Here is a 26631-nt window from a genome sequence, read left to right as displayed (position 1 = left end):
CTGTAGCGCCATCCGCGCCAAAATCAAGCGGCAACCGGCCTTGCCAGCCAGGCCTGCGCCTCTTCTATCAGGTCGAAATACTGGACATGGGTGTGCGACAGCAGGCTGGCGATATGGGTGGCCAGCCTGATCCAGACATCGCCCACCACGATCGCCACGCGCCCCATTTTCTCCTCATGCGCGCGCATGAACCTCACCTCCTCCATCGCCATGTCCAGCGTGAAGTCCTTCAGCTCGGACAGGTCCAGCAGGATATCGGGCTTGGCGCGCTCGTCCAGCCGCTTGAGCAGCGCCTGTTCCAGCAGCTGGAAATCCGCCAGGGTGAATTCATTGAACAAGGCCACGTCCAGGCCATAATCCTGCTCGCGAATCGAGATCATCCACTTCTCCCTTCAGATTGTTATGTCCATCATGCCTGTATTCTAGCGCCGGCCGGCCAACATTCCGCTGACTACAATCAAGGCCATCGCCAGCAAAGACGACGGCGACAGCGCATCATTCCACATCCAGACGCCGATCAGGCTGGAGAACACCACGGTAAGGTAGGACAGGTTGGCAGCCGTGAGCTTGCGTCCAACCTTGTAAGCCCGAGTCATCGCCAACTGCGCCAACGTGGCGGTCACCCCCAGCCCCAGCAGCAGACCGACATTGTCCGCGGTTACCGGATGCCACCGCTCCAGCAGCATCAACAACAAGCCGCCCAGCGTGGAGATCAGCGCGAAATAGAAGACCACCCGCCACTCCGCCTCGCCCTGCCGGCCCAGTTCCCGCACATGCAGGTAGGACCAGCCGGCCAGAAAGCCGGAAGCCAGCCCCATCAAGCCGGCGAACCACACCTCGCCGGACAGCGTGGGACGCAGCAGCAACGCCACGCCGGCAAAGCCCAGCGCCAGGCCTGCCACCGCGCGCGACGGCAGTTTCTCCTTCAGCAGCAGAACCGACAACAGCGCCAGAAACATCGGCGAGGTGTAGGTCAAGGTCGTCGCCGTCGCCAACGGCAGATGGGCGATGGCGTAAAACGATAGCAGCAGCGACACATAGCCTATCACTCCGCGCTGCAGGTGGTAGCGCAGCAGCGGCGTGGGGAAGCGCTCGCGCCGCCACAAGGCCGCCCCGCCCAAGGCCACGGCGCCGATCAGCGTACGCCAGAACACCAGCTCGGTCGAAGAGAAATGCCGCGCGCCCAGCTTGACGAACAAGCCCATCAAGGCGAACAACGCCGCCGCCACCACCATCCAGCCCGATCCCATCCGGAACCCGCCCTGACTATCCTGCGTTACCACATCATTGCCTTTGCTTCACATCCCGCGAGGGGAAATCGATGACTTCACTTCCTGGCCAAGGCCACGCTCAGGCAGATGGCTTCCATCTGGCGGCGATAGGTCTTGAATTCGGACGCGTTGGCGGTGCAGCGCGCCTCCAGCAGCCGGTTCTTGTCCACCAGTTGGATCACGTGCAGATTATGCCGCACGATCCACAGCCGGTTGGAGACGAAACGGCCATCGCGGTACTCGGTCACCAGCCGGCCCGCCTTGCTGTTGACGCGAACGAAGTTGGCCGCCTCGCGGTCGCCGTCCTCGCTGCGGAACATCGCCGCCAACCTGGGCAATGTGTCGTTCCGCCTGGGCCTGCGCACGCCGATCAGCACCTCGATGGCGGCGCGCTCGCGCTGATCCGCCTTGGGCGGCACCACGCGCAGCGCGCGCACGCCGTCGGTGACGCTAGGGCGCACTTTCCAGCCCGGCGGCAGGGTGAAGCGCACCTTGCTCACCGGGTCGGCATAGCTTGCCGCCAGCGCGGTGGAACTGCCCAGCAGCAGCACGCCCAAAAGAACCATGCGAGAAATTGCGGACATCGCCTTGGCCGTTGAGAGAATAAAAAAAGGCGCGGAATCCCGCGCCCCGGCATTATGGCATTCAACTGGCCGCTTTAACCAGCCAATGCCGAACCCATCTTGCGGCGATAGTACTCGTGGAAATGCTGCATGCCCTCCTCGGTGGGCGACTGATACGGCCCCACCTCGCTGACGCCGCTCATCCACAGCGCCTTGCGGCCCTCGTGCATACGGATGCAGATTTCGTCGTCTTCCTTGGCGGTTTCGAAATAGGCGGCCTGCTCGGCTTCGACGAACTCCGGTTCGAACCACACCACGTCTTCCGGGTAGTAAAACTCGGTGATCACCGTGCACTTCTCCGGGCCGCGCGGAATCACCACGCTCACCACCAGCACGTGCGGATACCACTCCACCATGATGTTGGGGTAGTAGGTCAGCCAGATCGCGCCGAACTCCGGCTGCATCTCGGCGTAGCGGCGGCGCACTTCCTCGTGCCACTTGCCGTATACCCTGGAGCCGGCGCGCGCCAGGCGATTTTTCACCCCCACAGTCTGCACATGGTAGCTCTCGCCCCACTCCCACTTCAGGTCGCCGCAATCGACGAAATTGCCGAGGCCGGGGTGGAAGGGATCGACGTGGTAGTCCTCCGAATAGACTTCGATGAAGGTCTTCCAGTTGAAGTCGTAATCGGCGCTTTGCGTCGAGTGGAAGGCGTAGCCGTCGAAAGTCATGTGCTTGGCCACGCCAAGCCTGGCCAGGTCCTCCATCACATTGCGGCGGGCGTCGAACAGCAGGCCGTTCCAGCGCGTCAGCTCGGTCTGGTTGAGCTTCAGGCACGGCGTTTCCGGAAAATGCGGCGCGCCCACCAGCGTGCCTTCGGCATCGTAGGTCCAGCCGTGCAGATTGCAGACGATATGGTTGCCGTTGCCGCGGCCCTTATAGATGACGGCCTGACGGTGGCGGCAGACATTGGAGATCAGCTTGACCTCGCCGCCGACGTTCTTGAGCATCTTGCCGTGTCCCAGCCAATCCAGCGTGTGATAGTCGCCGGCATTGGGCACCATCAGCTCGTGGCCGTAGTATTGGGGCGCATCGGCGAACAAAAGCTCTTGTTCCCTGGCGTAGAACGCGGGATCGAAATAGGTATGAATGGGTAGCTGAGCTGCAGATGCTTGAAGCAGCTGCGCGGAAGCCAGATCAGACATTATTCCCACACCTCCGTGGAAGAAGATATAAGACCAGCCGAATCTCGCTTGAGACGAGTTTGCGGGACTATCAAAAACAATCAATCAAAACAAGGCCGAACCTTGCATTACGAGGGCGGAATTATGCCCTCCCCCCTCCCCCGGGGCAAGCGTTAATTCTTCGTGACAATCGGAGCCAAGCCCCCTCCGATGGGGGGATATCGCCGCCAAGCCCTCTTATTGCAAACAATCCGCATGACAGTTAATGCAAATCAAAGACTTGCCACTTTGAGTGCGCCGCAACATTAGAAGTCATTAATTTATGGTGGTATACTCCGCCCATGTCATCGCACCATCGACTGTCAAAATTCCATCACAAGCTGGCTGGCAAGCGGCAAGGCGGAGTCCGCGCACCGCGCCAGACAGGCTAAGCCCTTGATGCGATGCGGCCGGTGGCGCAAAGCCGCCATGGCGCGTCCATACAAGTCAGGCTAGCCAAACCGGCCACGATACGCTACCACACGGTAAGAAGGCCGCCGCCGGAGCGCCCTCTGGCAAGCCGGCAGTCTGCGGCAGTTAATTGAGCGCAAACGCGTCACCATGGATTTTTTCACCGATTTCATCCGTTTTTTTCAAATTACATGTTCAAACCTATGAATTCCAGCATCCTCGTCATCAATTGCGGTAGCTCTTCCCTGAAATTCGCGCTGATCGACAGCCAGAACCACCAAGCCTGCCTGACCGGCCTGGCGGAAAAGCTTGGCCTGGCCGACGCCTACATCAGCTTCAAGTTCAACGGCGCCAAGGACACCCTGGCGTTGCAGGAAGGCAACCACTCCGGCGCCATGCACGCCATCCTGGAAAAGCTGCAGCAGCTGTCGCTGCTGGACAGCGTCAAGGCCATCGGCCACCGCGTGGTGCACGGCGGCGAGGTCTTCAAGGAATCGGCGCTGATCACCGATGAAGTGATCGCCGAGATAGAACGCTGCGCCAAACTGGCGCCGCTGCACAACCCGGCCCACCTGCTGGGCATCCGCACCGCCATCGAACAGTTCCCCGGCCTGCCGCAGACCGTGGTGTTCGACACCTCCTTCCACCAGACCATGCCGCGCAAGGCCTATCTGTACGCGGTGCCGATGTCGCTGTACCGCGAGCACAACGTGCGCCGCTACGGCTTCCACGGCACCAGCTACCGCTACGTGGCCGCCGAGGCCGCCAAGATGCTGGGCAAGCCGCTGGAAGAAACCGCGATGGTCTGCGCCCACCTGGGCAACGGCGCCTCGGCCACCGCCATTCTGGGCGGCAAGGGCGTGGACACCACCATGGGCCTGACCCCGCTGGAAGGCCTGGTGATGGGCACCCGCTCCGGCGACATCGACGGCAACATCTTCAGCTACCTGGCTTCCGAGCTGGGCCTGGACATCAACGGCGTCACCGACCTGTTGAACAAGAAATCCGGCCTGCTGGGCCTGTCCGAGTTGTCCAACGACTGCCGCGAGCTGGAAGAAGCCGCGCAGAACGGCCATCAGGGCGCCATCGTCGCGCTGGAAGTGTTCGCCTACCGCCTGGCCAAGCACATCGCCGCGCTGACCGTGGCGCTGGGCCGCCTGGACGCGTTGCTGTTCACCGGCGGCATCGGCGAGAACTCGTCCTTCCTGCGCGAAGCGGTGATCAAGCAGCTGGGCTTCCTGGGCCTGAAACTGGACGACGACGCCAACCGGGCCTGCATCCGCGGCAACGCCGGCCGCATCACCACCGCAGACTCCGTGCCGGCGCTGGTGATCAACACCGATGAAGAACTGATGATCGCGCAGGACACCGCCCGCCTGGTGGGCCTGGGCGCCTGAGCCGCACGAAGGTAATCAAGATGCAAACGTTTTTCCTTGCCCCGACCGGCTTCAACGCCGGCCTGACCTCGGTGTCGCTGGGCGCGATCCGCTCGCTGGAGCAGGCCGGCCTGCGCGTCGGCTTCCTCAAGCCCATCGCCCAGGGCACCCATGGCGACGAAGCGGAACGCTCCACCCACTTCGCCCACGCCATCTGCCGCCTGAATCCGCCGCAGCCGATCAGCATGGAGCGCGTCGAGCACCTGCTGTCGCAAGGCCAGGTGGACCAACTGATGGAAGAAGTGGTCAGCCTGTACCAGCAAGCTTCGCAGAATGTCGACGTGGTGATAGTGGAGGGCCTGGTACCCGACCAGAAGCAGGTTTTCTCCACCTTCCTCAACACCAAGATCGCGCGCAACCTGCAGGCGCAGACTGTGCTGGTCAGCTCCGCCAGCGGCCACAGCGCCGCCGAGATCGCCGAACAGCTGGAGATGAGCATCCAGGCATTCGGCGCCCAGGCCGTCGCCGGCTACATCCTCAACCACGCGCCGCAGGGCGCGGACCGCAAGCAACTGGCCGGAGAAATCCAGCAGGTCGGCAGCCTGAAGAAGGCCGGCCTGCCGCTGCTGGGCGTGATCCCGCACCAGCCCGACTTGCTGGCGCCGCGCGCGCTGGACGTGGCGCGCCAGCTGAACGCCCGCGTGCTGCACGCCGGCCAGCAGTCCAGCCGCCGCGTGCGCAGCATGGTGGTGACTGCCCGCACCGCGCCGAACATCGTGTCATTGCTGAAGCCGGGCGCGCTGATCATCACCCCGGGAGAACGCGAAGACGTGGTGATGGCCACCTCGATGGCGGCGATGAACGGCGTGCCGCTGGCCGGCCTGCTGCTCACCTGCGACTCCGAGCCCGATCCGCGCATCCAGCAACTGTGCCATCAGGCTTTCACCGGCGGCCTGCCGGTGATGGCCACGGCGATGAATACCATGGACACCAGCAGCGCGCTGACCGCGATGAGCCCGCAAGTGCCGTCCGACGACCTGGAGCGGATGGAAAAGGTGATCGAACACGTCGCCGAGCATCTGGACGTGTCCTCGTTGAAAGAACGCGTAGGCGAGCCGCGCGAAATCCGCCTGCCGCCGCCGGCCTTCCGCTTCCAGCTTATGGAGAAGGCGCGCAAGGCCAACAAGCGCATCGTGCTGCCGGAAGGCAACGAGCCGCGCACCATCCAGGCCGCCGCCATCTGCCAGGAAAAGGGCATCGCCCGCTGCGTGCTGCTGGGCAACCGCGCCGAAATCCTGCAAGTGGCCGAGGCCCAGGGCGTAGTTCTGCCGGCGTCGGTCGAGATTCTGGACCCCAACGAAATCCGCGGCCAGTACGTCGACCCGATGGTGGAGTTGCGCAAGGGCAAAGGCCTGAACGCGCCGATGGCGCAGGCGCAACTGGAAGACACCGTGGTGCTGGGCACCATGATGCTGGCGTTGAACGAAGTCGACGGCCTGGTGTCGGGCGCGGTGCACACCACCGCCAACACCATCCGCCCGGCGCTGCAACTGATCAAGACCGCTCCGGGCTCCAGCATTGTCTCCAGCGTGTTCTTCATGCTGATGCCGGAGCAGGTGTACGTCTACGGCGACTGCGCGGTGAACCCGGACCCGACCGCAGAACAGTTGGCCGACATCGCCATCCAGTCGGCGGACTCGGCTACTGCCTTCGGCATCACCCCGCGCGTGGCGATGATCTCCTACTCCACCGGCTCCTCCGGCAGCGGCAGCGACGTGGAAAAAGTGCGCGAAGCCACCCGCATCGCGCGCGAAAAGCGTCCGGACCTGCTGATAGACGGCCCGATGCAGTATGACGCGGCGTCGGTTGAATCGGTCGGCCGCCAGAAGGCGCCGGACAGCCAGGTGGCCGGCCGCGCCACCGTGTTCGTGTTCCCGGATCTTAACACCGGCAATACCACCTACAAGGCGGTGCAGCGCTCCGCCAACGTAGTGTCGGTGGGCCCGATGCTGCAGGGCCTGAGAAAGCCGGTGAACGATCTGTCGCGCGGCGCGCTGGTGGACGACATCGTCTACACCATCGCCCTGACCGCGCTGCAAGCCGAACAGCAAGGCTGATCCCGCCCCTGCTGCTGGCCGATGCCGCTCGCGCTTGCCGCGAGCGGCATTTTTCATATCCTGCAGCAACCGGACTTTGCGCCGGCATCCCGCTCCGTCCCGCGCCTCCCGGCAATTTTTCTCATGCCGGACCCGATGTGCATATTGCCGCTGATCAAACATTTGTTTTAAAGTGGCTGCCATCACGCCCGGTCAATAAAACCTTACAAATCAGGGCGATTCAATCTGGGACATCCTTGGAGGGGAATCCATGTCGATACAGGCCATCACAGAATGGTTCATGCCTGACGCAGTGCGCCAGGCACCGGAGCAGGCGATACGCGCCCGCACCGTAGTGGGCGTCGGCCTGCTCGCAGGCCTGATGGCGCCCTTGTTTGCCGTCGAATACCTGATGCTGGGCCATTACCCGATGGCCGAGGGCATCGCGCTGGGCGGGCTGGGCCTCTTGTGCGGCCCGCTGCTGCTCAGGCTCAGCGGCGCGGTGCGCTTCACCGCCGAATTCATCACCAGCTGCATGTACGCGATGGTGTGCTGGATGGTGTATGTCAACGGCGGCATCCTGTCCACCAGCCTGATGTGGTTCGCCGCCATCCCCTTCACCGCAGTATTCATCGGCACCCGCCGCTCCGGCATGTTCTGGCTGGCGATGTCGCTGATCGCCGTCGGCGTCGTGATGTGGCTGTCGTCGACGCCCGGCGGCATTCCGCCCAGCCCGCTGCCCCACGACGAGTTGCCCAAGCTGCAGGCCAAGTCGCTGGCCGGCCTGTCGCTGGTGGTGCTGGTCTTGGCGCTGGCCTTCGACAAGGCCAAGAGCAAGAGCTTTGAAAAACTGGAAAGCGCGCGCCAGGACGCCGAACGCGCCAGCCAGGCGCTGTCGCGGATGATGGAGCAGATCAGCCGCTCCATCCGCGACGCCTCCAGCGCCAGCCGCCAGATCGCCGACAGCACCGGCAGCATGGCTCTCACCATGGCCGAGCAGCGCGGGCGCTCGGAAGACATGGTGGTGGTGGCGCAGCAGATGGCGGTAGTCACCAGCCAGAACGCCGAGCAGTCCACCACCGCCACCCAGCTGGCGCAAACCGCCGGCAGCGCGGCGCTGGCCGGCGGCGAGGCGATGGACCAGGCGGTGACGCAACTGGGCCGAGCCGGCGAAGTGATAGGCCGCGCCGCCGGCCGGCTGGAGGAACTGGGCCAACGCAGCGCCGAAGTCAGCGGCATCGTGCAGCTGATCCGCGACATCGCCGACCAGACCAATCTATTGGCGCTGAACGCGGCCATCGAGGCCGCGCGCGCCGGCGAGCTGGGCCGCGGCTTCGCGGTGGTGGCCGACGAGGTGAGAAAGCTCGCGGAGCGCACTCAGAACGCCACCCAGGACATCGAAAGCAAGATCAAGGTGATAGTCGACGGCACCAACCAGGCGCTGGTGGCGATGCGCGACGGCAGCCGCCAGATGCAGGCCGGCCGCGACAACGCCCAGGACGCGCAACACAAACTCTCCGGCATCATCCGCGAAACCGGCGAGCTGGCCGGCCTGCTGGGCCAGGTGTCGCAGGCGGAAGCCAGCCAGAACCAGGGCTTCTCGCAATTCGCCGGCGACATCGTAGCCGTCGGCGAATCCACTCGCAGCCTGTCCGGCGAAACCCAGAACATCGCCGAGGCCATCCGCCGGCTGGACGCGCAGATGGAGAAGCTGCATCAGGCGGTGAGCCGGCAGGAGCCGGCCAGCACGCAGGCCTCAGAGCGGCGCGATCCGAGCTGGAGCTGAAACGGAAGGCGGGCTGGGCTCAGATGTAGCCCAGCTCCAGCGCGCGCAACACCGCGCGCACCCGGTCGCGGACACCGAGCTTGGACAGGATGCTGGAGACGTGATTCTTGATCGTGCCTTCGCTCGGCCCCAACGCCTCGGCAATCTCCCGGTTATTGAAGCCGCCCGCCATCAGCGCCAACACTTCCACCTCGCGGCCGGTCAGCCTCTCCGGCAGGTCCAGTGACGGAAAGGCCGCGCCGCCGCCGCGCACGCCATCCAGCACCCGTTCGGTCAGCCCCGGGCGGAACAAGGTTTCCCCCGCCGCTACCCTCCTGATCGCCTGCGCCAGCCGCTCCAGCGAAATATCCTTCAACAGGAAGCCGCGCGCGCCCAAGCGCATGCCGGCCAACAGCGCCTCGTCGTCGTCGAACGTGGTCAGCAGCAAGGTCGGCGGCATGCCGCCGCGCGCCTGCAAGGCCTGCAATAGCTCGATGCCGGACATGCCCGGCATCCGCACGTCCAGCAGCAGCACATCGGGCACCTCTTCCAGCAGCAAGCCCAGCGCCTCCATCCCATCCGCCGCCTCCAGCGCCACGCGGATGTCTCCGGTCAGCTCCAGCAAACCGCGGATGCCGCTGCGCACCAGCATCTGATCGTCAACCAGTCCGACGCGTATCATCTTGCAGCCTCCCGCCACACAGTCGTCCACTCGCCTTCGCCCTCCATCGACAAACACAACTCCGCGCCGCCCTCGCCCAGCCCCCGCAGCCACAAGCGGCAAGACCGACCGCCTGCGCGGTCCAACGCCTCGCGAGCCACGGCGAGTGCCCGCCAGGCCGCATCGTCTGTCAGCGCCGGCGTCGGCTCCAGTACCAGCTCCGCTTGCGGCCGGACGCCCGCGCACAACAAGCGCAGCGCCTCCGCCAACGGCGCTTGCTGTTGCCGCCGCTCCACTCCCACCAGCGTCCTCACCTCGGCCAGCATCTGCCGCGCAGCCTGCTGCGCCGCGCGCAGCGCCGCATCGGCCTCGCCAGCCCCCCGCCGCAACAGCAGCTCGAGTTGCAGATTCAAGGCGGACAAATGATGGCCGATGCCATCATGCAATTCCCGGGCCACCCTCACCCGCTCGCCGTTGCCGGCCGCGCCGGCCAGCAGTTGCCGGACGGCGAGCAGGCTGGCGCGAGTCGCCTCCAGTTGCGCGCGGCGGCGGCGTTCCGCCGCGCCCAGGCAACCAATGCCGAAGGTCAGCACCTGAAAACCGCCGCCGACGACGGCATCCTGCCAAAGCAGCCAACGTCGCTGCTCCAACGGCGAGGCTTGAACATTGGAACCGCTGACATTGCACATCAGTTCATTCGCGGGCAGGCGCGGAATCTGCCAGGCGCACGCCAGCAGCGCCGCCGCCACCTGCCCGGCCAAGCCAAGCCAGGCAGCGCGCAGCGGAAACAATAGCGCGAGTTCGGCGGCGGTCAGCAACAGCAGCTTGTCGCTCGTCAGCAGGGCCAGCGCGATTTGCAAAACCACCAGGCCGGCTTTCGCCCTCGACCCTGGCGCGCTCGGGCCGACCGCATTAGCCCGCCACAAGGCCCAGCCAAACAGCGCAAAACCCAAGCCGTAGGCCGCCACTACCCCGCCCAGGCCGATGGCCGGTCCCGCCAACAGCGGCAGTCGTTCGCGCAAATGGAGTAATCCGGCCTGGCTGATGGGCAGCAGGATGGCGATCTGCTGCAGCGCCAAAGCCAGACAAGCGGCCAAGCCAACCACCCGGAACAGGGCCAACGGCGACGGCGTCATCTTCCCGCTCATGATGCCTCCGACGAAAGCGGCAGCCAGATGCGCAGACAACAGCCGCCGGATGCCGGCGACAGGATGTCCAGCGTGCCGCCCCGCTCCTCCACCCGTTCGCGCATGCCGGTCAGCCCATTGCCCGCCTGGTTCGCCTCCGGCGCAGCCAGCCCCTTGCCGTTATCGCTGACCGTCACCGCCACGCCGGCGCCCGATCGCTCCAGCCTCACCACCGCGCGCGCGGCGCCGGAATGCCGCAGCGCATTGCTCAAGGCTTCCTGTACGCTGCGAAAAATCGCGTGCGCCAGCGCCGGCTCGTTCAGCGTCAACTTATCCTCCATATCCAATCTGACCAGCGGCATGGGGATGCCGCGGCACAAGGTATTCAGCGCCGCCCGCAAATCCATGCTCGCCGCAGCTTCCACGCGGCTGGCGCCCCGCAGTTCCTCAAGCAGCCGGTTCGCCCCCGCGCGCGCGGCGGCTATCCGCTCGTCCGCCTCGCCGCCCAGCTTCGCCTCAGCCAATCTCAGCTGCAGCTGCAAGGCCGCCAACTGATCCGCCGCCAGCCGCCCCAGTCCTTCGGCAATGCGCGCGCGCTCGGCCTCGCGCACCGCCTCGGTCAGCAGCAATTGCGTCGCCTGCAGCTCGGCATTGGCCTGCGCTTGCCGATGCCGGCCGCGCAGCGCTTCCGACCAGCCGTAACCTACGCAAAAGGCGAAAGCCTGGAAGACCAATCCTTGCAGCCAGTCCAGCGCGGCCACCGTCCAGAACGGCGGCGGCAACGCGCCGGCGATATTGCAGGCCGGATGGCCGTCACCCACTCGCGCCAGGTACGGCAGCAAGGCCGCATCGATCAAGCCCGCCTGCAGCAGCGCGCCTGCAGCCGCTCCGCGCCAAGGCAACAGGAAAGCCAATTCGGCCGCCACCAGATAGCCGAGGCCAGGTTCGGTCCACGGTTCCAGCACTGCCGCGATCAGCATCTGCGCGGCCAGCCATGGCCACCATCGCCATGGCGGCGCCTCTTTGGACAAGCAGCGCCACAGCGCCAGCATGAATAGCAGCATCAGCGCCGCGAATGCCAGCAGAGCCGCGTCGCGCAAGCTCAGCCAAGCCCGCAGGCCATGGCTCAGCCGGGCCGGCCACAGCCAGGCAGCGGCCTGCTCGCGCAGCGCCGCTTCGGGCAGGGGCCATAAATCGGCTACGCCAGCCGCCAGCATCAGCGCGCAAGCCAGCAGCAGCGCGCGCCTGAACCAGGCGGGACCGGAGCCGATGGCATGGAGATAAGGTCGCATGGAGAAGACGTTTTTTCGCGTCAAGATGAAAAGCGCGGCCCATGCCGCGCAACATGCGCCAGCGTAGCACAAGGCATATGTCATGCAGCATGCGCTCTTCATGCAGAATCCCGGCCTGGCCCAACCATGCGCCAACGGCCACGCCGCCCATCTCAACCCTTCCAGCATCCCGCTCTCCCGCTTGTATTGGCAAGAAGTCTGCCGCTCGCCGCAGCGCGCCGGGAGTGCCGTTAGTCATGGCCGCCGTCTCTATCTTTCGGCACATGCGGACAGCATGGCCTGCCGCGACAATGCGAATACCCGGCTCGCCTGAGCCTTCAATCAACGATGAGGATTGCCATGAAAGCTAAATTCGCGATGACGGCCTGCGGCGCGCTGGCCATGCTGCACCTGACAGCCGCGCGCGCCGACGACACCTTCGGCTACGCCAAACTGGGCACCGGCGTGGAGCTAGGAGTCGGCCGCTCCCTGGACAACGGCCTGACGCTGCGCCTGGGCGTTGCCGACACCTTTCGCTACAAGCAAGACAAGATGCTGGACGGCACGCCATACCAGCTGAAGTCCAAGCCCAACCCCGGATTGGCGGCCAGCCTGGATTGGCGCCCGGTCAGCGACAGCGGCTTCAGACTGAGCGGCGGCCTGACGCTGTCCGGCAAACCCCGGGAAGATCTGAACTTCGCCGCCAATGGCGCGGGCAACTACACGCTAGGCGGCAATAGTTATGCCGCGTCCGCCACCGGGCCGCTGACCGGCAAGATGGAATACCAGCAACTGGGGGCTTATCTTGGCGTCGGCTGGGACTTCGCCGTGCCGGGCGCATCGGCCTGGCGCGTCACCACCGACCTGGGCGCGCAGCTCCAGTTTGGCGGCAAGGCGACGCTGAATCCAGCAGCCGGCGTCAACGCTCAGGATCTGGCGGCCGCGCAGCAGAAGCTGGGCCACGATCTGGGCGGCACCCGTTTCCGGCTGAGCGCCGGGGTGGGCCTGTCCTACGCGTTCTGATGGAACATGCCGGGGCGAGCGCCCCGGCGATGTTGAATGGCTAGCCACTTGAATTTTGTTATATATAACTTTCACGCGGACGCCTGATTGCAAGCCGCCGCCGCCGGCTCTGCTATAATCTGCGCTTTCCTGCAATCCCTCGCTCTTTCGCCGATGACACCCGCCACTCGCCTTGCCGAACTCAAATCCGCCTTGTCCTGCTGTCTGATCCGCGACCGCCACATCCTGCGCCGCAAGCTGGCCGACGCCGCCGACCGCCTGAAGCGCAATCAGCCCGCCGACAAGCTGCTGGAGGATATCTCCGCCCAGGTGGAACGCTCGCGCGCGCGCGCCGACGCCCGCCGCGCCCATCTGCCCAAGCCCGAGTTCGACGACGCGCTGCCGGTCAATCAGAAGCTCCCCGACATCAAAGAGGCGATAGACAAAAACCAGGTGGTGATCATCTGCGGCGAGACCGGCTCAGGCAAAACCACGCAGATTCCCAAGATCTGCCTGGAATTGGGCCGCGGCGTGTTCGGCCTGATCGGCCACACCCAGCCCAGGAGGCTGGCGGCGCGCTCGGTGGCGACGCGCATCGCGCAGGAGCTGGGTTCGCAACTGGGCGAACACGTCGGCTTCAAGATCCGCTTCACCGACAAGCTGTCCGAGAAATCGGTCATCAAGCTGATGACCGACGGCATCATGCTGGCGGAGACGCAGACCGACCGCCATCTGGAAGCCTACGACACCATCATCATCGACGAGGCGCACGAGCGCAGCCTCAACATCGACTTTCTGCTGGGCTATCTGAAGCAGCTGTTGCCGCGCCGGCCTGACCTGAAAGTCATCATCACCTCCGCCACCATCGACGCCGACCGCTTCGCCCGCCATTTCGACGGCGCGCCGGTGATCGAGGTATCCGGCCGCACCTTCCCGGTGGAAGTGCGCTACCGGCCGCTGAAGCAGCGCGACGAGGACGAGCGCGAGATGGAGATGGAGGACGCCATCGTCGACGCGGTGGACGAGCTGTCGCGCCAGGGCCCCGGCGACATGCTGGTGTTCCTGCCCGGCGAGCGCGAAATCCGCGAAACCGCGGAGAAGCTGCGCAAGTCCGGCATCCGCGGCTATGAAATCCTGCCCTTGTTCGCCCGCCTGTCGAACGAAGACCAGCAAAAGATCTTCAAGCCGTCCGGCGGACGGCGCATCGTGCTGGCCACCAACGTGGCCGAGACTTCGCTGACGGTGCCCGGCATCAAGTACGTGATCGACACCGGCCTCGCGCGCCTGAACCGCTACAGCCCGCGCGCCAAAGTGGAGCAGCTGCAGATCGAGAAGATTTCGCAGGCCGCCGCGCGCCAGCGTTCCGGCCGTTGCGGCCGGGTGGCCGCAGGCATCTGCGTGCGCCTGTACGCCGAGGACGACTTCAACGCCCGCCCGCCGTTCACCGATCCCGAAATCGTCCGCTCCAACCTGGCGGCCGTGATCTTGCGCATGGCCGCGCTGCGGCTGGGCAAAGTTGATGCCTTCCCCTTCCTGGAAGCGCCGTCCAGCCGCCTGATCGCCGACGGCTACCAGGTGCTGACCGAACTGGGCGCGGTGGACGACAAGGGCGAGCTCACCGCCGTCGGCAAGGAACTGGCGCGCATCCCGGTGGATCCGAAAGTGGGCCGCCTGCTGCTCGCCGGCCGCGACTTCGGCTGCGTGCGCGAAGTGCTGATCATCGCCGCCGCGCTGTCGATACAAGACCCGCGCGAGCGGCCGTTCGAAGCGCGCGAGGCCGCCGAACGCGCCCAGGCGCGCTTCAACGACGAGAAGTCCGACTTCCTGTCCTTCCTGCACCTGTGGGATTTCTTCTCCGACGCGCTCAAGCACAAGAAGTCCAACCGCCTGCTGGTGAACGCCTGCCACGAGCACTTCCTGTCCTACCTGCGGCTGCGCGAATGGCGCGAACTGCACGCGCAACTGGCCGAGATCGCCAGCGAGCTGGGGCTGATCAAGCGCGACCAGGCGCACGCCGACGCCGAGCAGCCGGACGCGCAGATGACGCAGAAAAAACGCCTGCAGCTGGACGCGGTGGCGTATGAGAATCTGCACAAGGCGCTGGTGACCGGCCTGATCGGCAACATCGGCATGAAGAACCAGGAAGGCGACGACTACCAGGGCACCCGCGGCGTCAACTTCCACGTTTTCCCCGGCTCCGGCCTGAAAAAGGCCAAGCCAAAATGGCTGGTGGCGGCGGAACTGGTGGAAACCACCAAGCTGTACGCGCGCTGCGTGGCCAAGATCGAGCCGGAGTGGGTGGAGAAGCTGGCGCCGCACCTGGTCAAATATCACTACTTCGAACCGCATTGGGAAAAGGCGCGCGGCGAAGTCGTCGCCAGCGAGCGCGTGACGCTGTATGGACTGACGCTGATTCCGCGCCGCGCCGTCAGCTATGGCCGCATCGCGCCGGAGGAGGCGCGCGAGCTGTTCATCCGCGGCGCGCTGGTGAATATGGACTACGTCAGCAACGCGCCCTTCTTCCAGCGCAACCAGCAGCTGATCCGCGAAGTGGAGCAGCTGGAGCACAAGGCGCGCCGCCAGGACGTGCTGGTGGACGAGGAGGCGCTGTACGGCTTCTACAGCGAGCGCATTCCGGCCGAGGTGGTGGACGCCGCCAGCTTCGAAGCCTGGCGCAAAGAGGCGGAGAAGGCCGAACCCAAGCTCTTGCACCTGACGCGCGAGGAGCTGATGCGCCACGCCGCGCAGCACGTGACGGAAAACCAGTTTCCGGAATGGCTGGAGCTGGAAGACGGCAAGCTTAAGCTGCGCTACCGCTTCGAGCCCAAGCACCCGCTGGACGGCGTCACCATGGACGTGCCGCTGGCCATTCTCAACCGCCTGACCCCGGCGCCGTTCGAATGGCTGGTGCCGGGCATGGCGCGCGAAAAGCTGCAGCAGCTGATCAAGGGCCTGCCCAAGCAGATCCGCCGCTGTTGCGTGCCGGTGCCGGACTTCGTCACCCGCTTCCTCAGCTCGAATCCGGACATGCAGCAGCCGATCGCGCCGCAGCTGGCGCGCTTCATCCTGCGCGAAACCGGCGGCGTCAAGGTGGACGTCGATGATTTCAACAAGCAGGAGTTGCCGGAACACCTGCAGTTCAACTTCCGCGTGATAGACGACGGCAAGCAGGAAATCGGCCTGGGCCGGGATCTGGCCGCGCTGCAGAAGCAGTTCGGCCAGGCGGCGCAGCTCACCTTCCGCGACACCAGCGCCGACTTCGAGCGCGACGACGTCAAGGCCTGGGACTTCGGCGAACTGCCGGAAAGCATACAGTTCGCCCGCGGTCGCCAGCAGCTCACCGGCTATCCGGCGCTGACGCTGGAGGACGACAAGGTGGCGATCCGGCTGTTCGACACCCAGCTGGCGGCGGAACGCCACCACCGCCAGGGCGTGGTGCGGCTGTTGCAGCTGCAGCTGAAGGAGCAGATGAAGCAATTGGGCAAGGGCCTGCCCGGCATCACCCAGATCGGCCTGCAGCTGCGCGCGGTGGCCAATGTCGACGAGCTGATGCTGGATGCCATCGCCTGCATCTGCGATCGCGCCTTCATCGGCGAGGACGCGCTGCCGCGCAATGAAAAGGCGTTCAACGAGCAGAAGAACCGCGCCCGCACCCGGCTGCCGGCGGTAAACCAGGCGGTGACGCAATACCTGAACCAGATCGCCGGCGAGTACGGCCCGCTGACCATCAAATTGCAAAAGCACAAGCTGGGCTTCGAGCTGAAACAGCAGCTGGAGCGCCTGGTCTACAAGGGCTTTCTCGCCGCCACGCCGTGGAGCCAGTTGCCGAACCTGCCGCGCTATATGCGCGCGATGAGCCTGCGCATGGACAAGCAGCCGGCCAACCCGCAACGCGACGGCCAGCGCGGCGCCGAGATCCGCGACCTATGGCAGAAATGGGAAGCCCGCGTCGCCGAACAGCAGGACAGCGGCGAAGCCAGCCAGGCGCTGTTGGACTTCCGCTGGCAGCTCGAGGAGCTGCGCGTCGGCCTGTTCGCCCAGGAATTGAAGACACCGTACCCGGTCTCGGTGAAGCGGCTGTTGAAAGTCTGGAGCGAGTTGCCCAGATAGATGGTGAAAACTGCCAACTTGCGATGACAATAGATTATCATTCTGTAAATATTGACGCCGCAAGCGGCCACCATCATGACAGTGGACTCCACCAAAAAACCGGCCAAGGTGTATTCGGCCATGGTGTCCATCGGCAAGGAATTGCCGGTGGACGTCTATTCCAAAAACGGCTTTCTGCTGCTCAAGCGCGGCCATTACGTGCTGACGCCGGAACTGAAGCAGAAGCTGCTGAGCATGGGTTTCGCCGAAGGCCGCTCCCCGGCCAAGCCGGTAGACAAGCCCAATCTCAACGACAGCCGGAAACACTCGCTGTTCGAGGACATCTCTTTCCTGCAGCAGCGGGTGCGCAGCATGCTGTATTACGCGCTGGCCACCCCCGGCCTGGAAGCCAAGGTGATGGAGATCGCCCAGACGCTGATCCAACTGGCGGAAAAATACCCTGACGCGCTGACCGCGTCGATCTTCCTGGTGCCGTTCGCCGAATACAGCGTCGCCCACTCATTGCACACCGCGGCGCTGCTGGCCATTCTCACCCGCCAGATTCCGCTGCCGCCGCGCCACCGCGAAACGCTGATCTGCGCCGCGCTGACGATGAACATCTCCCAGATAGAGCTGCAGAACGAGCTGTTCTCCCAGCAGGACCGTCTCAACACCACGCAGAGGCAGGCGATACTCGACCATCCCATCATGAGTTCGGCCATCCTGCGCGAGGCCGGGGTGGAAGACCAGCTGTGGCACACGCTGGTGCAGACCCATCACGAGTCCTGGCAAGGCACCGGCTACCCCTTCGGCCTGCCGAGGGAGCAGATCCTGCCGCCGGCCCACCTGCTGCATCTGGCCGACATCACCTGCGCCAAGCTGCTGCCGCGACGCTACCGCTCGGCCTTGCTGCCCGCCGCAGCGCTGGGCCACATCTTCCAGCGCAAGGACACCGAGTTCGATCAATCCTTCACCACCATGCTGATCAAAATGCTGGGCATCTACCCGCCCGGCAGCTTCGTGCGCATCGCCAGCGAGGAGATCTGCGTGGTGATCTCCGCCGGCGCCAAGCCCAGCGAACCGATAGTCGCCGCCATCCGCCGCGCCGACGGCCCGCCCTATGGCGAACCGCTGCTGCGCGACACCGGCAAGCCCGGCCTGAAAGTCACCGCCCCCTGCCCCGCCGGCGATGCCAAGGTGCGGGTGTCCTTCCTCGCCCACCTGTGGAAATGCTGACCGCGGCCAAGATGACATTTAACTGTTTATTCCAAAAAACTTAATATTAAGGTATTTGAGCAGAAACCTTCAAAAAATAATATTTGTGCGCATTTTTCAATAAAAAAGGTTATTCAAATGCGCACTTTCAGTCTCAGCATCAGCCTGCTCATGGCAATGGGCGTCAGCGCCTGCAATAGCGGCGGCGGAGGCGGCCTCAACCGTCCGCAGGACAACGCCGAAAACCGCCCGCCCGTCGCAGCCACCGCCAAGAACGTGATCTTCTTCCTTGGCGACGGCATGGGCATCGCCACCACCACCGCCGCCCGCATCTACGCCGTGGGCGAAGACGGCCAGCTGACGATGGACACCCTGCCGGAATCCGGCTTCGTCAAGACCTTCTCCAACGACGCCCAGGTCACCGACAGCGCGCCGTCGATGTCGGCCTACATGACCGGCGTCAAGATGAACAACGAAGTCATCTCGATGTCCGCCGACACCGTCGCCAAGCCCCCCACCGCCGACCTCGTTTCCGATTGCGGCGCCGGCAACGGCAAGCCGGCATCCACCTTGCTGGAGCTGGCCAAGGCCGCCAACAAGGCCACCGGCGTGGTCACCACCACCCGCGTCACCCACGCCACCCCTGCCGCCACATACGCCCATGTCTGCCACCGCGATGCCGAGGCCGACATCGCCGCCCAGCTGGTGCCCGGCGGCGCGCTCTACAACGGCGCCCTGAAGGACGGCGTGGACGTGGTGTTCGGCGGCGGCCGCCAGTTCTTCCTGCCCAAGGCCGCCGGCGGCAAGCGCGCCGACGGCCGCGACCTGGTGGCGGAACTGAAAGCCAGCGGCTACGGCTATGCCGTAGACAAGGCCGGCTTCGACGCCATCGACCCGGCCAAGACGCAACGCGCGGTCGGCCTGTTCAGCGGCAGCCACATGAGCTACGACCTGGACCGCGACAGCCGCAAGGAGCCCAGCCTGGCCGAAATGACCGGCAAGGCGATCGCCATGCTGTCGAACCGCCAGGGCAAGCAGGGCTTCTTCCTGATGGTGGAAGGCGGCCGCATCGACCACGCGTTGCACGAAACCATCGCCAAGAAAGCCTTGCAGGACACAGTGGCTTTCGACCAGGCGATCAAGGCCGCCATCGACGCGATGCAGCAGCGCGACCCCGGCCTGAAGAACACCCTGATCGTCGTCACCGCCGACCACGACCACACCCTGGTGCTCAACGGCTACGCCAAGCGCACCGGCAAGACCGCGCCCGGCAATCCCGGCGTGCTGGGCCTGGCCAAGGACTACGTCAGCGGCAAGAGCCTGACCGACCTGGACGGCATGCCCTACACCATCATCGGCTTCGGCAACGGCGAAAACCGCGTCGCCGGCAAGCGCAGCGCCGCGGCGGCGCTGACCGACGACGCCGTTTCAGCCGATGAATACCACCAGGAGGCGGCGATACGCATGCCGGCGGGTGGCGAAACCCACGGCGGCGCCGACGTCTACATCGGCGCCATCGGCCAGGGCGCCGACAGCATCCACGGCTTCCTGGAAAACATAGAAGTGTTCGGCCTGGTCAAGAAGGCCGCCGGCCTGTAAGCACAACAAGGAAAACAGCAATGCAAACCGTGATGAAACCGCTGCTGGCAGCCGCCCTTCTGGCCGCGCTGCAAGCCGCTCCGGCGCGCGCCGCCGGCGAAGCGAAAAACGTGATCTTCTTTCTGGGCGACGGCATGGGTCCCGCCGCCGTCACCGCCGCGCGCATTTACCAATACGGCGAGGGCGGCAAGCTCAATATGGAGACGCTTGGCCGCACCGCGCGCGTCAAGACCTTCTCCCTCGACGCCCAGACCACAGACAGCGCGCCGTCGATGTCGGCCTATATGACCGGCGTCAAGATGAACAACGAAGTGATATCCATGAGCGCCGACACCCGCGCCATCGAACCCGACAGCGACGGCGGCGGCAACTGCGGCGCGCTCAACGGCCAGCCGGCCGCCACCCTGCTGGAGCTGGCCAAGGCCCAGGGCAAGGCGATAGGCGCGGTCACCACCACCCGCGTCACCCACGCCACCCCGGCCGCCACTTACGCCCACGTCTGCCACCGCGACGCCGAAGCCGATATCGCCGCCCAGGCGGTGCCGGGCGGCGCCGGCTACAACCCGCGGCTAGGCGGCGGCCTGGACGTGCTGATGGGCGGAGGCGCCAAGTTCTTCCTGCCCAAAGCGCAGGGCGGCAAGCGCGCCGACGGCCGCGACCTGCTGCGGGAATTCCAGCGGCAGGGCTACCAGCTGGCGCAGACCGGCAGCGAACTGGCGGCGTTCAACCCCAAGGCAGGCGGCAAGCTGGTGGGCATCTTCGGCAAGGACCATCTGGAATACGAGCTGGACCGGGTGAGGAACAAGGCTGACCAGCCCAGCCTGGCCCAGATGACCGCCAAGGCGATGGACCTGCTGTCGCAAAACGGCAAGGGCTATGTGCTGATGGTGGAAGGCGGCCGCATCGACCACGCGCTGCACGGCACCAACGCCAAGCGCGCGCTGGCCGACACCATCGCCTTCGACGAGGCGATCAAGACCGCGCTCGCCAAGGCGGACCTGTCCAACACCCTGATCGTGGTCACCGCCGATCACGACCACACCCTCGCCATCAACGGCTACGCCAAGCGCGGCAATCCCATCCACGACGTCTCGCGCAGCTATGTGGACGGCAAGGAGGCCAGGGACGCCGACGGCGCGGTCTACACCACCCTGGTGTTCGGCAATGGCCCCAACCGCAAGCCCAGCCGCGTTTCGGTGGACTCGGCCGCCGCCACCGGCGACGACTATCAGCAGGAAACCGGCATCCGCCTGTCCAGCGAAACCCATGGCGGCGGCGACGTGATGCTGATGTCGGGCGGAGCCGGCAGCCAGGGCTTCAAGGGCGTGATGGACAATACCCGGGTATTCGGCCTGCTCAAGAGCGCGCTGGGCCTGTAAGCCATCCCGCAGCCGCCGCGCGGCCGCCAGGCTGCGCGGTTTTGCCTTTCGCCGAATGGAACGCCAATGAAAACCCTGTTGATCTGCACCCTGCCGGCGCTGGCCTCCGCAGCCCTGGCCGCGACACCCGACCTGCAGGCGGTGGTGCGTTACGAAACCGTCAGCCTAGGCGCCGACGGCGTGGAAAAAACCGCTCGCTACAGCGAAAAATGGATACGCCAGGGCGGACATGTCTGGCGCGAGCGCCTGAACGCCGGCCAGGCAAGCCATGACGACGATGGCCACCAGCATCTGGATTACGCCGCCGCGCCTCGCCATGTCTGGCTGGACAGCAAGCGACAGCCGCAACTGGAATTCATCCACTCCGGCAGGAAAGAGAGAATCCAGGTGGCGCCGCGCGAATGGAGCGATGTCGGCTTCAACGGCTCCTGGCCGCAAGCCAGCCAGCTGGTGGATCTCGCCCGGCTAAAGGGCTTTGCCCGCCGGCGGGAAAGCGCCGACATCACCCTATACCGCAAGGCCAGCGCCGAGGGCGGCAAGACGCTGCGCTGGAGCCGGCGCTGGCAGATGCCGCTGGAAATAGAAGTACGCTCGGCCGATAGCCGCCAGCGTGAAACCATACGCGTCACGCCGCAGGCGCTGACCCCATCCACGCCGCTGCCCTGGCGGCAGAGCGCCGGCTGGCCGGCGCGCGACTACCTGGACACGCTGGATTGACAAGGATCGGGCGGCGGCAATCCGTCGCCGCCCTGCAGATAACGCCAGGGGGTCTGCCCGGTGTGCTGGCGGAAGAAGGCGATGAAGGCGCTGTCGCTGGCGAACTCCAGCTCCTGCGCCACCCGGCTCAGGCCGCCGCCCTCCGCCAGCCGCTCCATCGCCCGCAACAAACGCCACTGCTGGCGCCAGGCCTGGTATGACATGCCGGTTTCGCGCAGAAACAGCCGGCTGATGGTGCGCTCGCAGGCGCCGATTCTGCCGGTCAACTGCCGCAAGCGAGGCGGTAAGGCACCATCCCTCACCTCCCGCAGCCACGCGCCCAGCCGCGCGTCCACGGGAAACGGCAATTGCCAGCTTTCCCGCCGCGCCACCTGCATTTCCTCGCCGAACACCTGCAGCAGGCTGCGCTGCTGCGGTTCCGGCCGGTCCCACTCCCAGAACGCCATCCGCTCTATCACCTCACGCAGCAGCGGATTCACCGCCACTACCTGCAAGGGCGGTGCAAAGAACGGCAAATCAGCGGAGAAGTACAAGGAACGGTAGGCTACCACGCCGCGCATAAGCGCGCGGTGGGGCGTGCCGGCCGGTATCCAGGCGGCGCGGGTGGGCGGCAGCAGGCACAGCGTCTTCTCCAGCTCGATGATGATGCAGCCGGCGGCGGCGAACAGCAGTTGGTGGCGGCGATGCAGATGGCGGCCGGAATCGTGCCGGCCCATGTCGGCGGCAATGCCGATCACCGGGCCTTCCAGACTGTCGGCGTTGAATTCATGCTCCGCGCGGATGTGGGCCATTTGTCCGATTTTTGCTATTTAAAGTTTCTTACATTGTAATCAGACAAATTCCTCCTCTCTAGACTGTCGATCAGCTATCGAAGAGGAAAATCTTATGAACAAGCCATCCACGCCATTGTGGCTGCTGATCGCCCTGATGATGTTTCCCCAGCTGGTGGAAACCATCTACAGCCCGGCGCTGCCGGGCATCGCCAGCCATTTCTCGGTAAGCGAGGCGCGCGCCGCGCAGACCTTGTCGATCTACTTCCTGGCGTTTGCCGGCGGCGTGGTGTTGTGGGGACGGCTGAGCGACATCCTGGGCCGCCGCCCGGCGATGCTGCTGGGCCTGTTGTGCTACGGCGCCGGCGCCGCGCTGGCCATGTGCGCCGCCGATTTCGAACAGCTGCTGCTGGCGCGGGTTGTTTCCGCGCTGGGCGCGGCAGTAGGCTCGGTCGTCACCCAGACCATGCTGCGCGACAGCTACAAGCAGCAAGCCTTGGCGCGGGTGTTTGCGCTGATGGGAGCGGCGCTGGCGCTCAGCCCGGTGCTCGGCCTCTTCAGCGGCGGCCTGCTGGCCGAGCGCTACGGCCACCAGGGCGTATTCTGCGCGCTGCTGATGCTGGCGCTGCTGCTGTGGGGACTATGCTGGCGCAAGCTGGGCGAAACCCGCCCGGCGCAAACCGATAACAGCCCGCTGCTGCCGCTGGCGGGGCAAATGCTGCGCGATGCGAGCCTGTGGCGCAACGCCGGCTTGGTGGCGCTGTTCAACACCATGCTGTTCAGCTACTACAGTCTGGCGCCCTTCCTGTTTGCCCAATTGGGCTGGAACGCGCGGCAGTTCGGCTGGTCCGGCGCGACGCTGGCGCTGGCCACGCTGCTGGGCAGCCTGCTCAACCGGCGTTTGCTGCAACAGGGCTGGCAGCCGCAACGGCTGATCAGGATGGCCTGCCGGCTGGCGCTCTTGTCCGGCTGCGCGGTCTGGGCGATAGGCGGGTCGGCGTGGCTATTGCTGCCGATGATGGGCGTGGTGGTCGCCTTCGGCATCGCCATTCCCAATGTGCTGAGCCAGGCGCTGCAAAACTACCGCGCGGCGGCCGGCAGCGCCGGCGCGCTGTTCGGCCTGGGTTATTACCTGCTGCTGAGCCTGGGCCTGGCGCTGGCCGGTCTGGCGCAGCAACTTGGGATGGTGCTGGCGCTTGCCGCCGCGCTGGCCATGCTGTGCCAATGGCGGCAAAGCCGCCCGGCAGCTCAACCCGCCGGCCGGATGCGGTAGAACAGCCGGCTCAGCCGTTCGCTCAGCAGGGTGCGGCACTCTGCCATGGCGCCGCTGGCGGGGATGTAAAGAAATACCCCCTCGCCATCATAGCGGATCAGGCTGGTGGGGGCCGGCAGCACCTGCAGGCCCTGCTGCTCGAAGAAAGGCACCGCGCGCGCCAGATGCCAGCCTTGACTGACCAGGGCGATGCGCCGCACGCCCGCCGCCTTCAGCATCTGGGCAGAAAATTGCGCGTTCTCCAGCGTGGTGTTGGAGCGGCTTTCCACCCAGCGCGGCCGGATGCCGTAATCGTCACGCATGGCGCTCGCCATCACCGCGCCCTCCGACTCCCCGCCCACCGGAGAACCTCCCGTCACCAGCACCGGCTTGCCGCTATTGCGCGCCAGATACGCGCCATAGCGCAAGCGGACCAGCGTGTCGCTTCCCGGAGCATTGCCGCCATACTCCGCCGCCGGCCTTTTGCCGCCGGCCAGCACCACGATGGCGTCCACCGCCTGCAAGTCGGCGGTGCGGATCACTGGATAGCGCTCCAGATCCCGCGCCAGCCAGATGGCGGTCTGCGGAATGGAAAGCAGGTAAGTCAGCACCACGCCGAACGCCAGCAGCAGCCGGCCCATCCTCTGCCAGCGCCGCACCAGCACCGCGCCCAGCACGATGGGCAGTAGGTTCAACAGCGGCGGCAGCAACAGCGCGCCCAGCAGGCGGTGCCACAAAACAGTGAGGCTGAACATGTTTCTCCCTTGTCGAATGGAATGGCGTCCCGCTCGGCGCAACGGCAGCGACGGCGAACCCTTACTTCACTTTTTCGTCCGGGTTGGCGGTCATGCCCGGCATAGGTTCGCCGGGCAGCCAGCGGCGGTAGATCGCGGCGAAGCTGCCATCCCGTTTCATATCGTCCAACGCGTGCTGCCAGGCCTTGACCACGGCATCCGACGTCTTGAGCGAAAACGCGATATAGCCCGAGGTGTAGACGAAGGTGTAAGCCTTGTGCACATCGGAGGGCTGATAGCCCAGCTGCCTCAATTGCGTCGGCATGGTGGTGTTCTCGCTGGCGATGACCTCGGCCCGCCCGTGCATCAGCATCGACACCATTTGGTTGGGGGTGGCGATGGCGCTGAGATTTGAAAATCCCTGCGCCGACAACATCAGCTGCAGATACCAGTCGCGCACCACCAGAATCTGGCTGAGTTTTCTGGCATCGTCCAGCGAAACCAGCTTGAGCTTGCTGTCGCTGCGGACGAAGAAGCTGCCCAGGGTCGTGGTGACCGGTCCCACCCATTTGAACAGATGCTCGCGCTCGCCTATCCGGTTGGTATTGAACAGCGCGGTGTTTTCCTGAATTTGCGCCAGCCGGTAGCCGCGAGCCCAGGGCATCACGGAGATGGGATCGCGGCTGCCGACGCGGCGCTGGATTTCCTGCACCACCTCGACCACCAGCCCGGATGGCTTGCCGTTCTGGCTGAAGGTAAGCGGCGGGTCATCCTCGGTCAGGATATCCAGCGCCGGCAAGCGCGCCGCCTCGGCCGGTAGCATCCATACGACGAACAGCGCGGCGAACAGCAGGATCAAGCGACTCATGGCGATCTGCGCTGTAGGAGGGTATGTCTTGAATTTAGCGAAGGAAGCATCTTTACTCAATCGGCAACGCATGCGGCTGCCCTTTCGTCAAACGCTTGCCAAACGTCCACGCCGGCCGGAAAGCATCAGCATTTCATCGTATGCGCGGCCGCCACACCCTGCACGGCGGGTCCGCGGCGTCCGGCGAAGCGCCTGGCGGCGCCATGCAGCCGACCAGCTGCGAACAAAATCGGAAGCGTGTCCGCACGGCCCGCCATTTGCAAGCACCGCAACCCAGCACTTGCCGCCAGTGGCGGAAATTCGCGGGCGATGCGGTGCGCGCCGCCCAGAACAAGACCAGCCGGCCCGGTGCGCGCAGCGGAGGTTTGTCGTTATACTCGAATGACGGCAGACGGCGGCCGCCCGCGCGGCGGCGACCATGGGAGAAGCAATGGCCAGCTGGAAATACGCGCTCATGCTTGTGATTTCGCTGTCCTTCTGCGCCGGCGCGGCGCGCGCCGGCGCCATCGTGCTGGGCGCCACCGAATACCCGCCCTATATGTCTCCCCGCCTGCCCGGCGGCGGCCTGGCCGTCGCCATCGTCAGCGAGGCTTTCCAGCGCGCCGGCTTGCAAACGAAAATCGTCTACCTGCCATGGTCGCGCGCCATGAGCGAGGCCGGCAGCGGACAGCTGGACGGCATCATCGGCCTGTGGGAAACCGCTGAGCGCAAACAGCGCTTCCTGTTTTCCAAGCCTTTCCTCGACAACCATATCGGCCTCTTCAAACGCAGCGGCGACGCCATCCGCTACCAGCGCCTGAGCGACCTCAAGCCCTATACCATAGGCACGGTGCGCGGCTACGCCAATCCGGAGGCATTTGAACAGGCGCGGCTGAAAACCGACGAAACCTTGAGCGACGCCAGCAACCTCGCCAAGCTGGCCGCCCGCCACATCGACCTGGCGCTGATAGACCACGGCGTCGCCAACTACCTGCTGCGCGGCAACTTGGCCGCGCTGGCCGAAAAATTGGAATGGCTGCCGCCAGCGGTCGTCACCTATCCGATGCGCCTGGGCATCGCCCGGAACCAGGCGGAGGGAGAAAAGCGCATCCAGGCCTTCAACCGCGGCCTGGATGCGATGCAACGCGACGGCACGCTGGAAAAGATGCTGAAGCCGCTGGGGATCTAAGCTCGCATCCGACCGCGCGCGGTTCGGATGCGCCGCCTCTCCTTGCCATCCAGCCAAGAAAAATCCCCCGTCGG

At 65.4% G+C, this 26631-nt stretch carries 22 protein-coding genes; 12 read left to right on the top strand and 10 right to left on the bottom strand.

The annotated features are described in order from the left end of the window. Positions 1-23: 23 nt before the first annotated feature. From BI347_RS13295 to BI347_RS13280, 4 genes are all read right to left on the bottom strand, one after another. Positions 24-380 carry a SpoIIAA family protein gene (locus BI347_RS13295; RefSeq protein ID WP_071114975.1) on the bottom strand — a complete coding sequence of 119 codons (357 nt, stop codon included), beginning with the start codon at positions 378-380 and terminating at the stop codon, positions 24-26. 42 nt (positions 381-422) lie between these two features. Then, complete coding sequence (locus tag BI347_RS13290) at positions 423-1250, bottom strand: DMT family transporter (protein ID WP_071116064.1); 828 nt, start codon at positions 1248-1250, stop codon at positions 423-425. A 77-nt stretch (positions 1251-1327) separates the two neighbouring features. Next, complete coding sequence (locus BI347_RS13285; protein ID WP_239690879.1) at positions 1328-1837, bottom strand: hypothetical protein; 510 nt, start codon at positions 1835-1837, stop codon at positions 1328-1330. Between the two features lie 92 nt (positions 1838-1929). Further along, positions 1930-3039: an aromatic ring-hydroxylating oxygenase subunit alpha gene (locus tag BI347_RS13280; RefSeq protein ID WP_071116062.1), complete on the bottom strand. Its 1110-nt coding sequence runs from the start codon at positions 3037-3039 to the stop codon at positions 1930-1932. A 632-nt stretch (positions 3040-3671) separates the two neighbouring features. Here BI347_RS13280 and BI347_RS13275 point away from each other — a divergent pair. From BI347_RS13275 to BI347_RS13265, 3 genes are all read left to right on the top strand, one after another. Further along, the gene (locus BI347_RS13275; protein ID WP_071114978.1) at positions 3672-4865 is read left to right on the top strand and encodes an acetate kinase; all 1194 of its coding nucleotides are present in this window, start codon (positions 3672-3674) and stop codon (positions 4863-4865) included. 20 nt (positions 4866-4885) lie between these two features. Next, positions 4886-6961 (top strand): phosphate acetyltransferase, encoded by a 2076-nt coding sequence (gene pta, locus BI347_RS13270; RefSeq protein WP_071114971.1) that lies wholly within the window; start codon positions 4886-4888, stop codon positions 6959-6961. A 250-nt stretch (positions 6962-7211) separates the two neighbouring features. After that, positions 7212-8726 carry a methyl-accepting chemotaxis protein gene (locus tag BI347_RS13265; RefSeq protein WP_071116061.1) on the top strand — a complete coding sequence of 505 codons (1515 nt, stop codon included), beginning with the start codon at positions 7212-7214 and terminating at the stop codon, positions 8724-8726. A 19-nt stretch (positions 8727-8745) separates the two neighbouring features. Here the strand turns inward: BI347_RS13265 and BI347_RS13260 are convergent, their stop codons facing one another. From BI347_RS13260 to BI347_RS13250, 3 genes are read right to left on the bottom strand one after another with little or no spacing between them, the layout of a single operon-like run. Beyond that, entirely contained in the window at positions 8746-9387 is a 642-nt protein-coding gene (locus BI347_RS13260; protein ID WP_071114969.1) for a response regulator, read from the bottom strand. Continuing rightward, positions 9384-10514 (bottom strand): histidine kinase, encoded by a 1131-nt coding sequence (locus BI347_RS13255; protein WP_071116060.1) that lies wholly within the window; start codon positions 10512-10514, stop codon positions 9384-9386. The genes BI347_RS13260 and BI347_RS13255 overlap by 4 nt, the downstream gene beginning before the upstream one ends. Further along, complete coding sequence (locus BI347_RS13250; protein WP_071116059.1) at positions 10511-11785, bottom strand: sensor histidine kinase; 1275 nt, start codon at positions 11783-11785, stop codon at positions 10511-10513. Before BI347_RS13250 ends, BI347_RS13255 begins: the two co-directional genes overlap by 4 nt. A gap of 82 nt (positions 11786-11867) precedes the next feature. Here BI347_RS13250 and BI347_RS23980 point away from each other — a divergent pair, with 82 nt between their 5' ends. From BI347_RS23980 to BI347_RS13220, 7 genes are all read left to right on the top strand, one after another. After that, on the top strand, positions 11868-12098 hold the full coding sequence (locus tag BI347_RS23980; RefSeq protein ID WP_158020788.1) for a hypothetical protein: 231 nt from the start codon (positions 11868-11870) through the stop codon (positions 12096-12098). A gap of 26 nt (positions 12099-12124) precedes the next feature. Beyond that, positions 12125-12787, top strand: coding sequence for a hypothetical protein (locus tag BI347_RS13245; protein WP_139167216.1), 663 nt, complete (start codon positions 12125-12127; stop codon positions 12785-12787). A gap of 153 nt (positions 12788-12940) precedes the next feature. Next, positions 12941-16876: an ATP-dependent RNA helicase HrpA gene (gene hrpA, locus BI347_RS13240; protein WP_071116057.1), complete on the top strand. Its 3936-nt coding sequence runs from the start codon at positions 12941-12943 to the stop codon at positions 16874-16876. A gap of 75 nt (positions 16877-16951) precedes the next feature. Continuing rightward, a complete protein-coding gene (locus BI347_RS13235; protein ID WP_071116420.1) occupies positions 16952-18091 on the top strand; it encodes an HD-GYP domain-containing protein in 1140 nt (379 codons plus the stop codon). 117 nt (positions 18092-18208) lie between these two features. Then, on the top strand, positions 18209-19669 hold the full coding sequence (locus BI347_RS13230; protein ID WP_071116056.1) for an alkaline phosphatase: 1461 nt from the start codon (positions 18209-18211) through the stop codon (positions 19667-19669). A 20-nt stretch (positions 19670-19689) separates the two neighbouring features. Continuing rightward, positions 19690-21048 (top strand): alkaline phosphatase, encoded by a 1359-nt coding sequence (locus tag BI347_RS13225; RefSeq protein WP_071116055.1) that lies wholly within the window; start codon positions 19690-19692, stop codon positions 21046-21048. A 66-nt stretch (positions 21049-21114) separates the two neighbouring features. After that, positions 21115-21765 carry a hypothetical protein gene (locus BI347_RS13220; RefSeq protein ID WP_071116054.1) on the top strand — a complete coding sequence of 217 codons (651 nt, stop codon included), beginning with the start codon at positions 21115-21117 and terminating at the stop codon, positions 21763-21765. On the opposite strand, the gene BI347_RS13215 is transcribed toward BI347_RS13220, so the two are convergent. After that, positions 21744-22556, bottom strand: a complete 813-nt coding sequence (locus BI347_RS13215) for an AraC family transcriptional regulator (protein ID WP_071116053.1) — start codon at positions 22554-22556, stop codon at positions 21744-21746. The genes BI347_RS13220 and BI347_RS13215 overlap by 22 nt on opposite strands. Before the next feature lie 94 nt (positions 22557-22650). Here BI347_RS13215 and BI347_RS13210 point away from each other — a divergent pair, with 94 nt between their 5' ends. Then, positions 22651-23808, top strand: a complete 1158-nt coding sequence (locus BI347_RS13210) for a multidrug effflux MFS transporter (protein ID WP_071116052.1) — start codon at positions 22651-22653, stop codon at positions 23806-23808. On the opposite strand, the gene BI347_RS13205 is transcribed toward BI347_RS13210, so the two are convergent. Next, positions 23784-24542 (bottom strand): YdcF family protein, encoded by a 759-nt coding sequence (locus tag BI347_RS13205; RefSeq protein WP_071114908.1) that lies wholly within the window; start codon positions 24540-24542, stop codon positions 23784-23786. The genes BI347_RS13210 and BI347_RS13205 overlap by 25 nt on opposite strands. Before the next feature lie 61 nt (positions 24543-24603). Next, positions 24604-25389: a substrate-binding periplasmic protein gene (locus BI347_RS13200; RefSeq protein ID WP_071116051.1), complete on the bottom strand. Its 786-nt coding sequence runs from the start codon at positions 25387-25389 to the stop codon at positions 24604-24606. Positions 25390-25843: 454 nt separating this feature from the next. Here BI347_RS13200 and BI347_RS13195 point away from each other — a divergent pair, with 454 nt between their 5' ends. Then, a complete protein-coding gene (locus tag BI347_RS13195) occupies positions 25844-26557 on the top strand; it encodes a substrate-binding periplasmic protein (protein WP_158020787.1) in 714 nt (237 codons plus the stop codon). The last annotated feature ends 74 nt before the right edge of the window (positions 26558-26631 follow it).

This window comes from Chromobacterium sphagni (assembly GCF_001855575.1).
GTDB lineage: Bacteria > Pseudomonadota > Gammaproteobacteria > Burkholderiales > Chromobacteriaceae > Chromobacterium > Chromobacterium sphagni.
The sequence above is the reverse complement of the archived record's forward strand: the minus strand, read 5'-3'. Positions and strand labels throughout refer to the sequence as shown.

Coding starts and splice junctions, on each gene's coding strand:
- hrpA (WP_071116057.1), top strand. CDS start 12,941: ATGACACCCGCCACTCGCCTTGCCGAACTCAAATCCGCCTTGTCCTGC.
- BI347_RS13235 (WP_071116420.1), top strand. CDS start 16,952: ATGACAGTGGACTCCACCAAAAAACCGGCCAAGGTGTATTCGGCCATG.
- BI347_RS13220 (WP_071116054.1), top strand. CDS start 21,115: ATGAAAACCCTGTTGATCTGCACCCTGCCGGCGCTGGCCTCCGCAGCC.
- BI347_RS13295 (WP_071114975.1), bottom strand. CDS start 380: ATGATCTCGATTCGCGAGCAGGATTATGGCCTGGACGTGGCCTTGTTC.
- BI347_RS13260 (WP_071114969.1), bottom strand. CDS start 9,387: ATGATACGCGTCGGACTGGTTGACGATCAGATGCTGGTGCGCAGCGGC.
- BI347_RS13285 (WP_239690879.1), bottom strand. CDS start 1,837: ATGGTTCTTTTGGGCGTGCTGCTGCTGGGCAGTTCCACCGCGCTGGCG.
- BI347_RS13275 (WP_071114978.1), top strand. CDS start 3,672: ATGAATTCCAGCATCCTCGTCATCAATTGCGGTAGCTCTTCCCTGAAA.
- BI347_RS13280 (WP_071116062.1), bottom strand. CDS start 3,039: ATGTCTGATCTGGCTTCCGCGCAGCTGCTTCAAGCATCTGCAGCTCAG.
- BI347_RS13215 (WP_071116053.1), bottom strand. CDS start 22,556: ATGGCCCACATCCGCGCGGAGCATGAATTCAACGCCGACAGTCTGGAA.
- BI347_RS13290 (WP_071116064.1), bottom strand. CDS start 1,250: ATGGGATCGGGCTGGATGGTGGTGGCGGCGGCGTTGTTCGCCTTGATG.
- BI347_RS13255 (WP_071116060.1), bottom strand. CDS start 10,514: ATGAGCGGGAAGATGACGCCGTCGCCGTTGGCCCTGTTCCGGGTGGTT.
- pta (WP_071114971.1), top strand. CDS start 4,886: ATGCAAACGTTTTTCCTTGCCCCGACCGGCTTCAACGCCGGCCTGACC.
- BI347_RS13265 (WP_071116061.1), top strand. CDS start 7,212: ATGTCGATACAGGCCATCACAGAATGGTTCATGCCTGACGCAGTGCGC.
- BI347_RS13250 (WP_071116059.1), bottom strand. CDS start 11,785: ATGCGACCTTATCTCCATGCCATCGGCTCCGGTCCCGCCTGGTTCAGG.
- BI347_RS13200 (WP_071116051.1), bottom strand. CDS start 25,389: ATGAGTCGCTTGATCCTGCTGTTCGCCGCGCTGTTCGTCGTATGGATG.
- BI347_RS13225 (WP_071116055.1), top strand. CDS start 19,690: ATGCAAACCGTGATGAAACCGCTGCTGGCAGCCGCCCTTCTGGCCGCG.
- BI347_RS13230 (WP_071116056.1), top strand. CDS start 18,209: ATGCGCACTTTCAGTCTCAGCATCAGCCTGCTCATGGCAATGGGCGTC.
- BI347_RS13195 (WP_158020787.1), top strand. CDS start 25,844: ATGCTTGTGATTTCGCTGTCCTTCTGCGCCGGCGCGGCGCGCGCCGGC.
- BI347_RS13245 (WP_139167216.1), top strand. CDS start 12,125: ATGAAAGCTAAATTCGCGATGACGGCCTGCGGCGCGCTGGCCATGCTG.
- BI347_RS13205 (WP_071114908.1), bottom strand. CDS start 24,542: ATGTTCAGCCTCACTGTTTTGTGGCACCGCCTGCTGGGCGCGCTGTTG.
- BI347_RS23980 (WP_158020788.1), top strand. CDS start 11,868: ATGCAGCATGCGCTCTTCATGCAGAATCCCGGCCTGGCCCAACCATGC.
- BI347_RS13210 (WP_071116052.1), top strand. CDS start 22,651: ATGAACAAGCCATCCACGCCATTGTGGCTGCTGATCGCCCTGATGATG.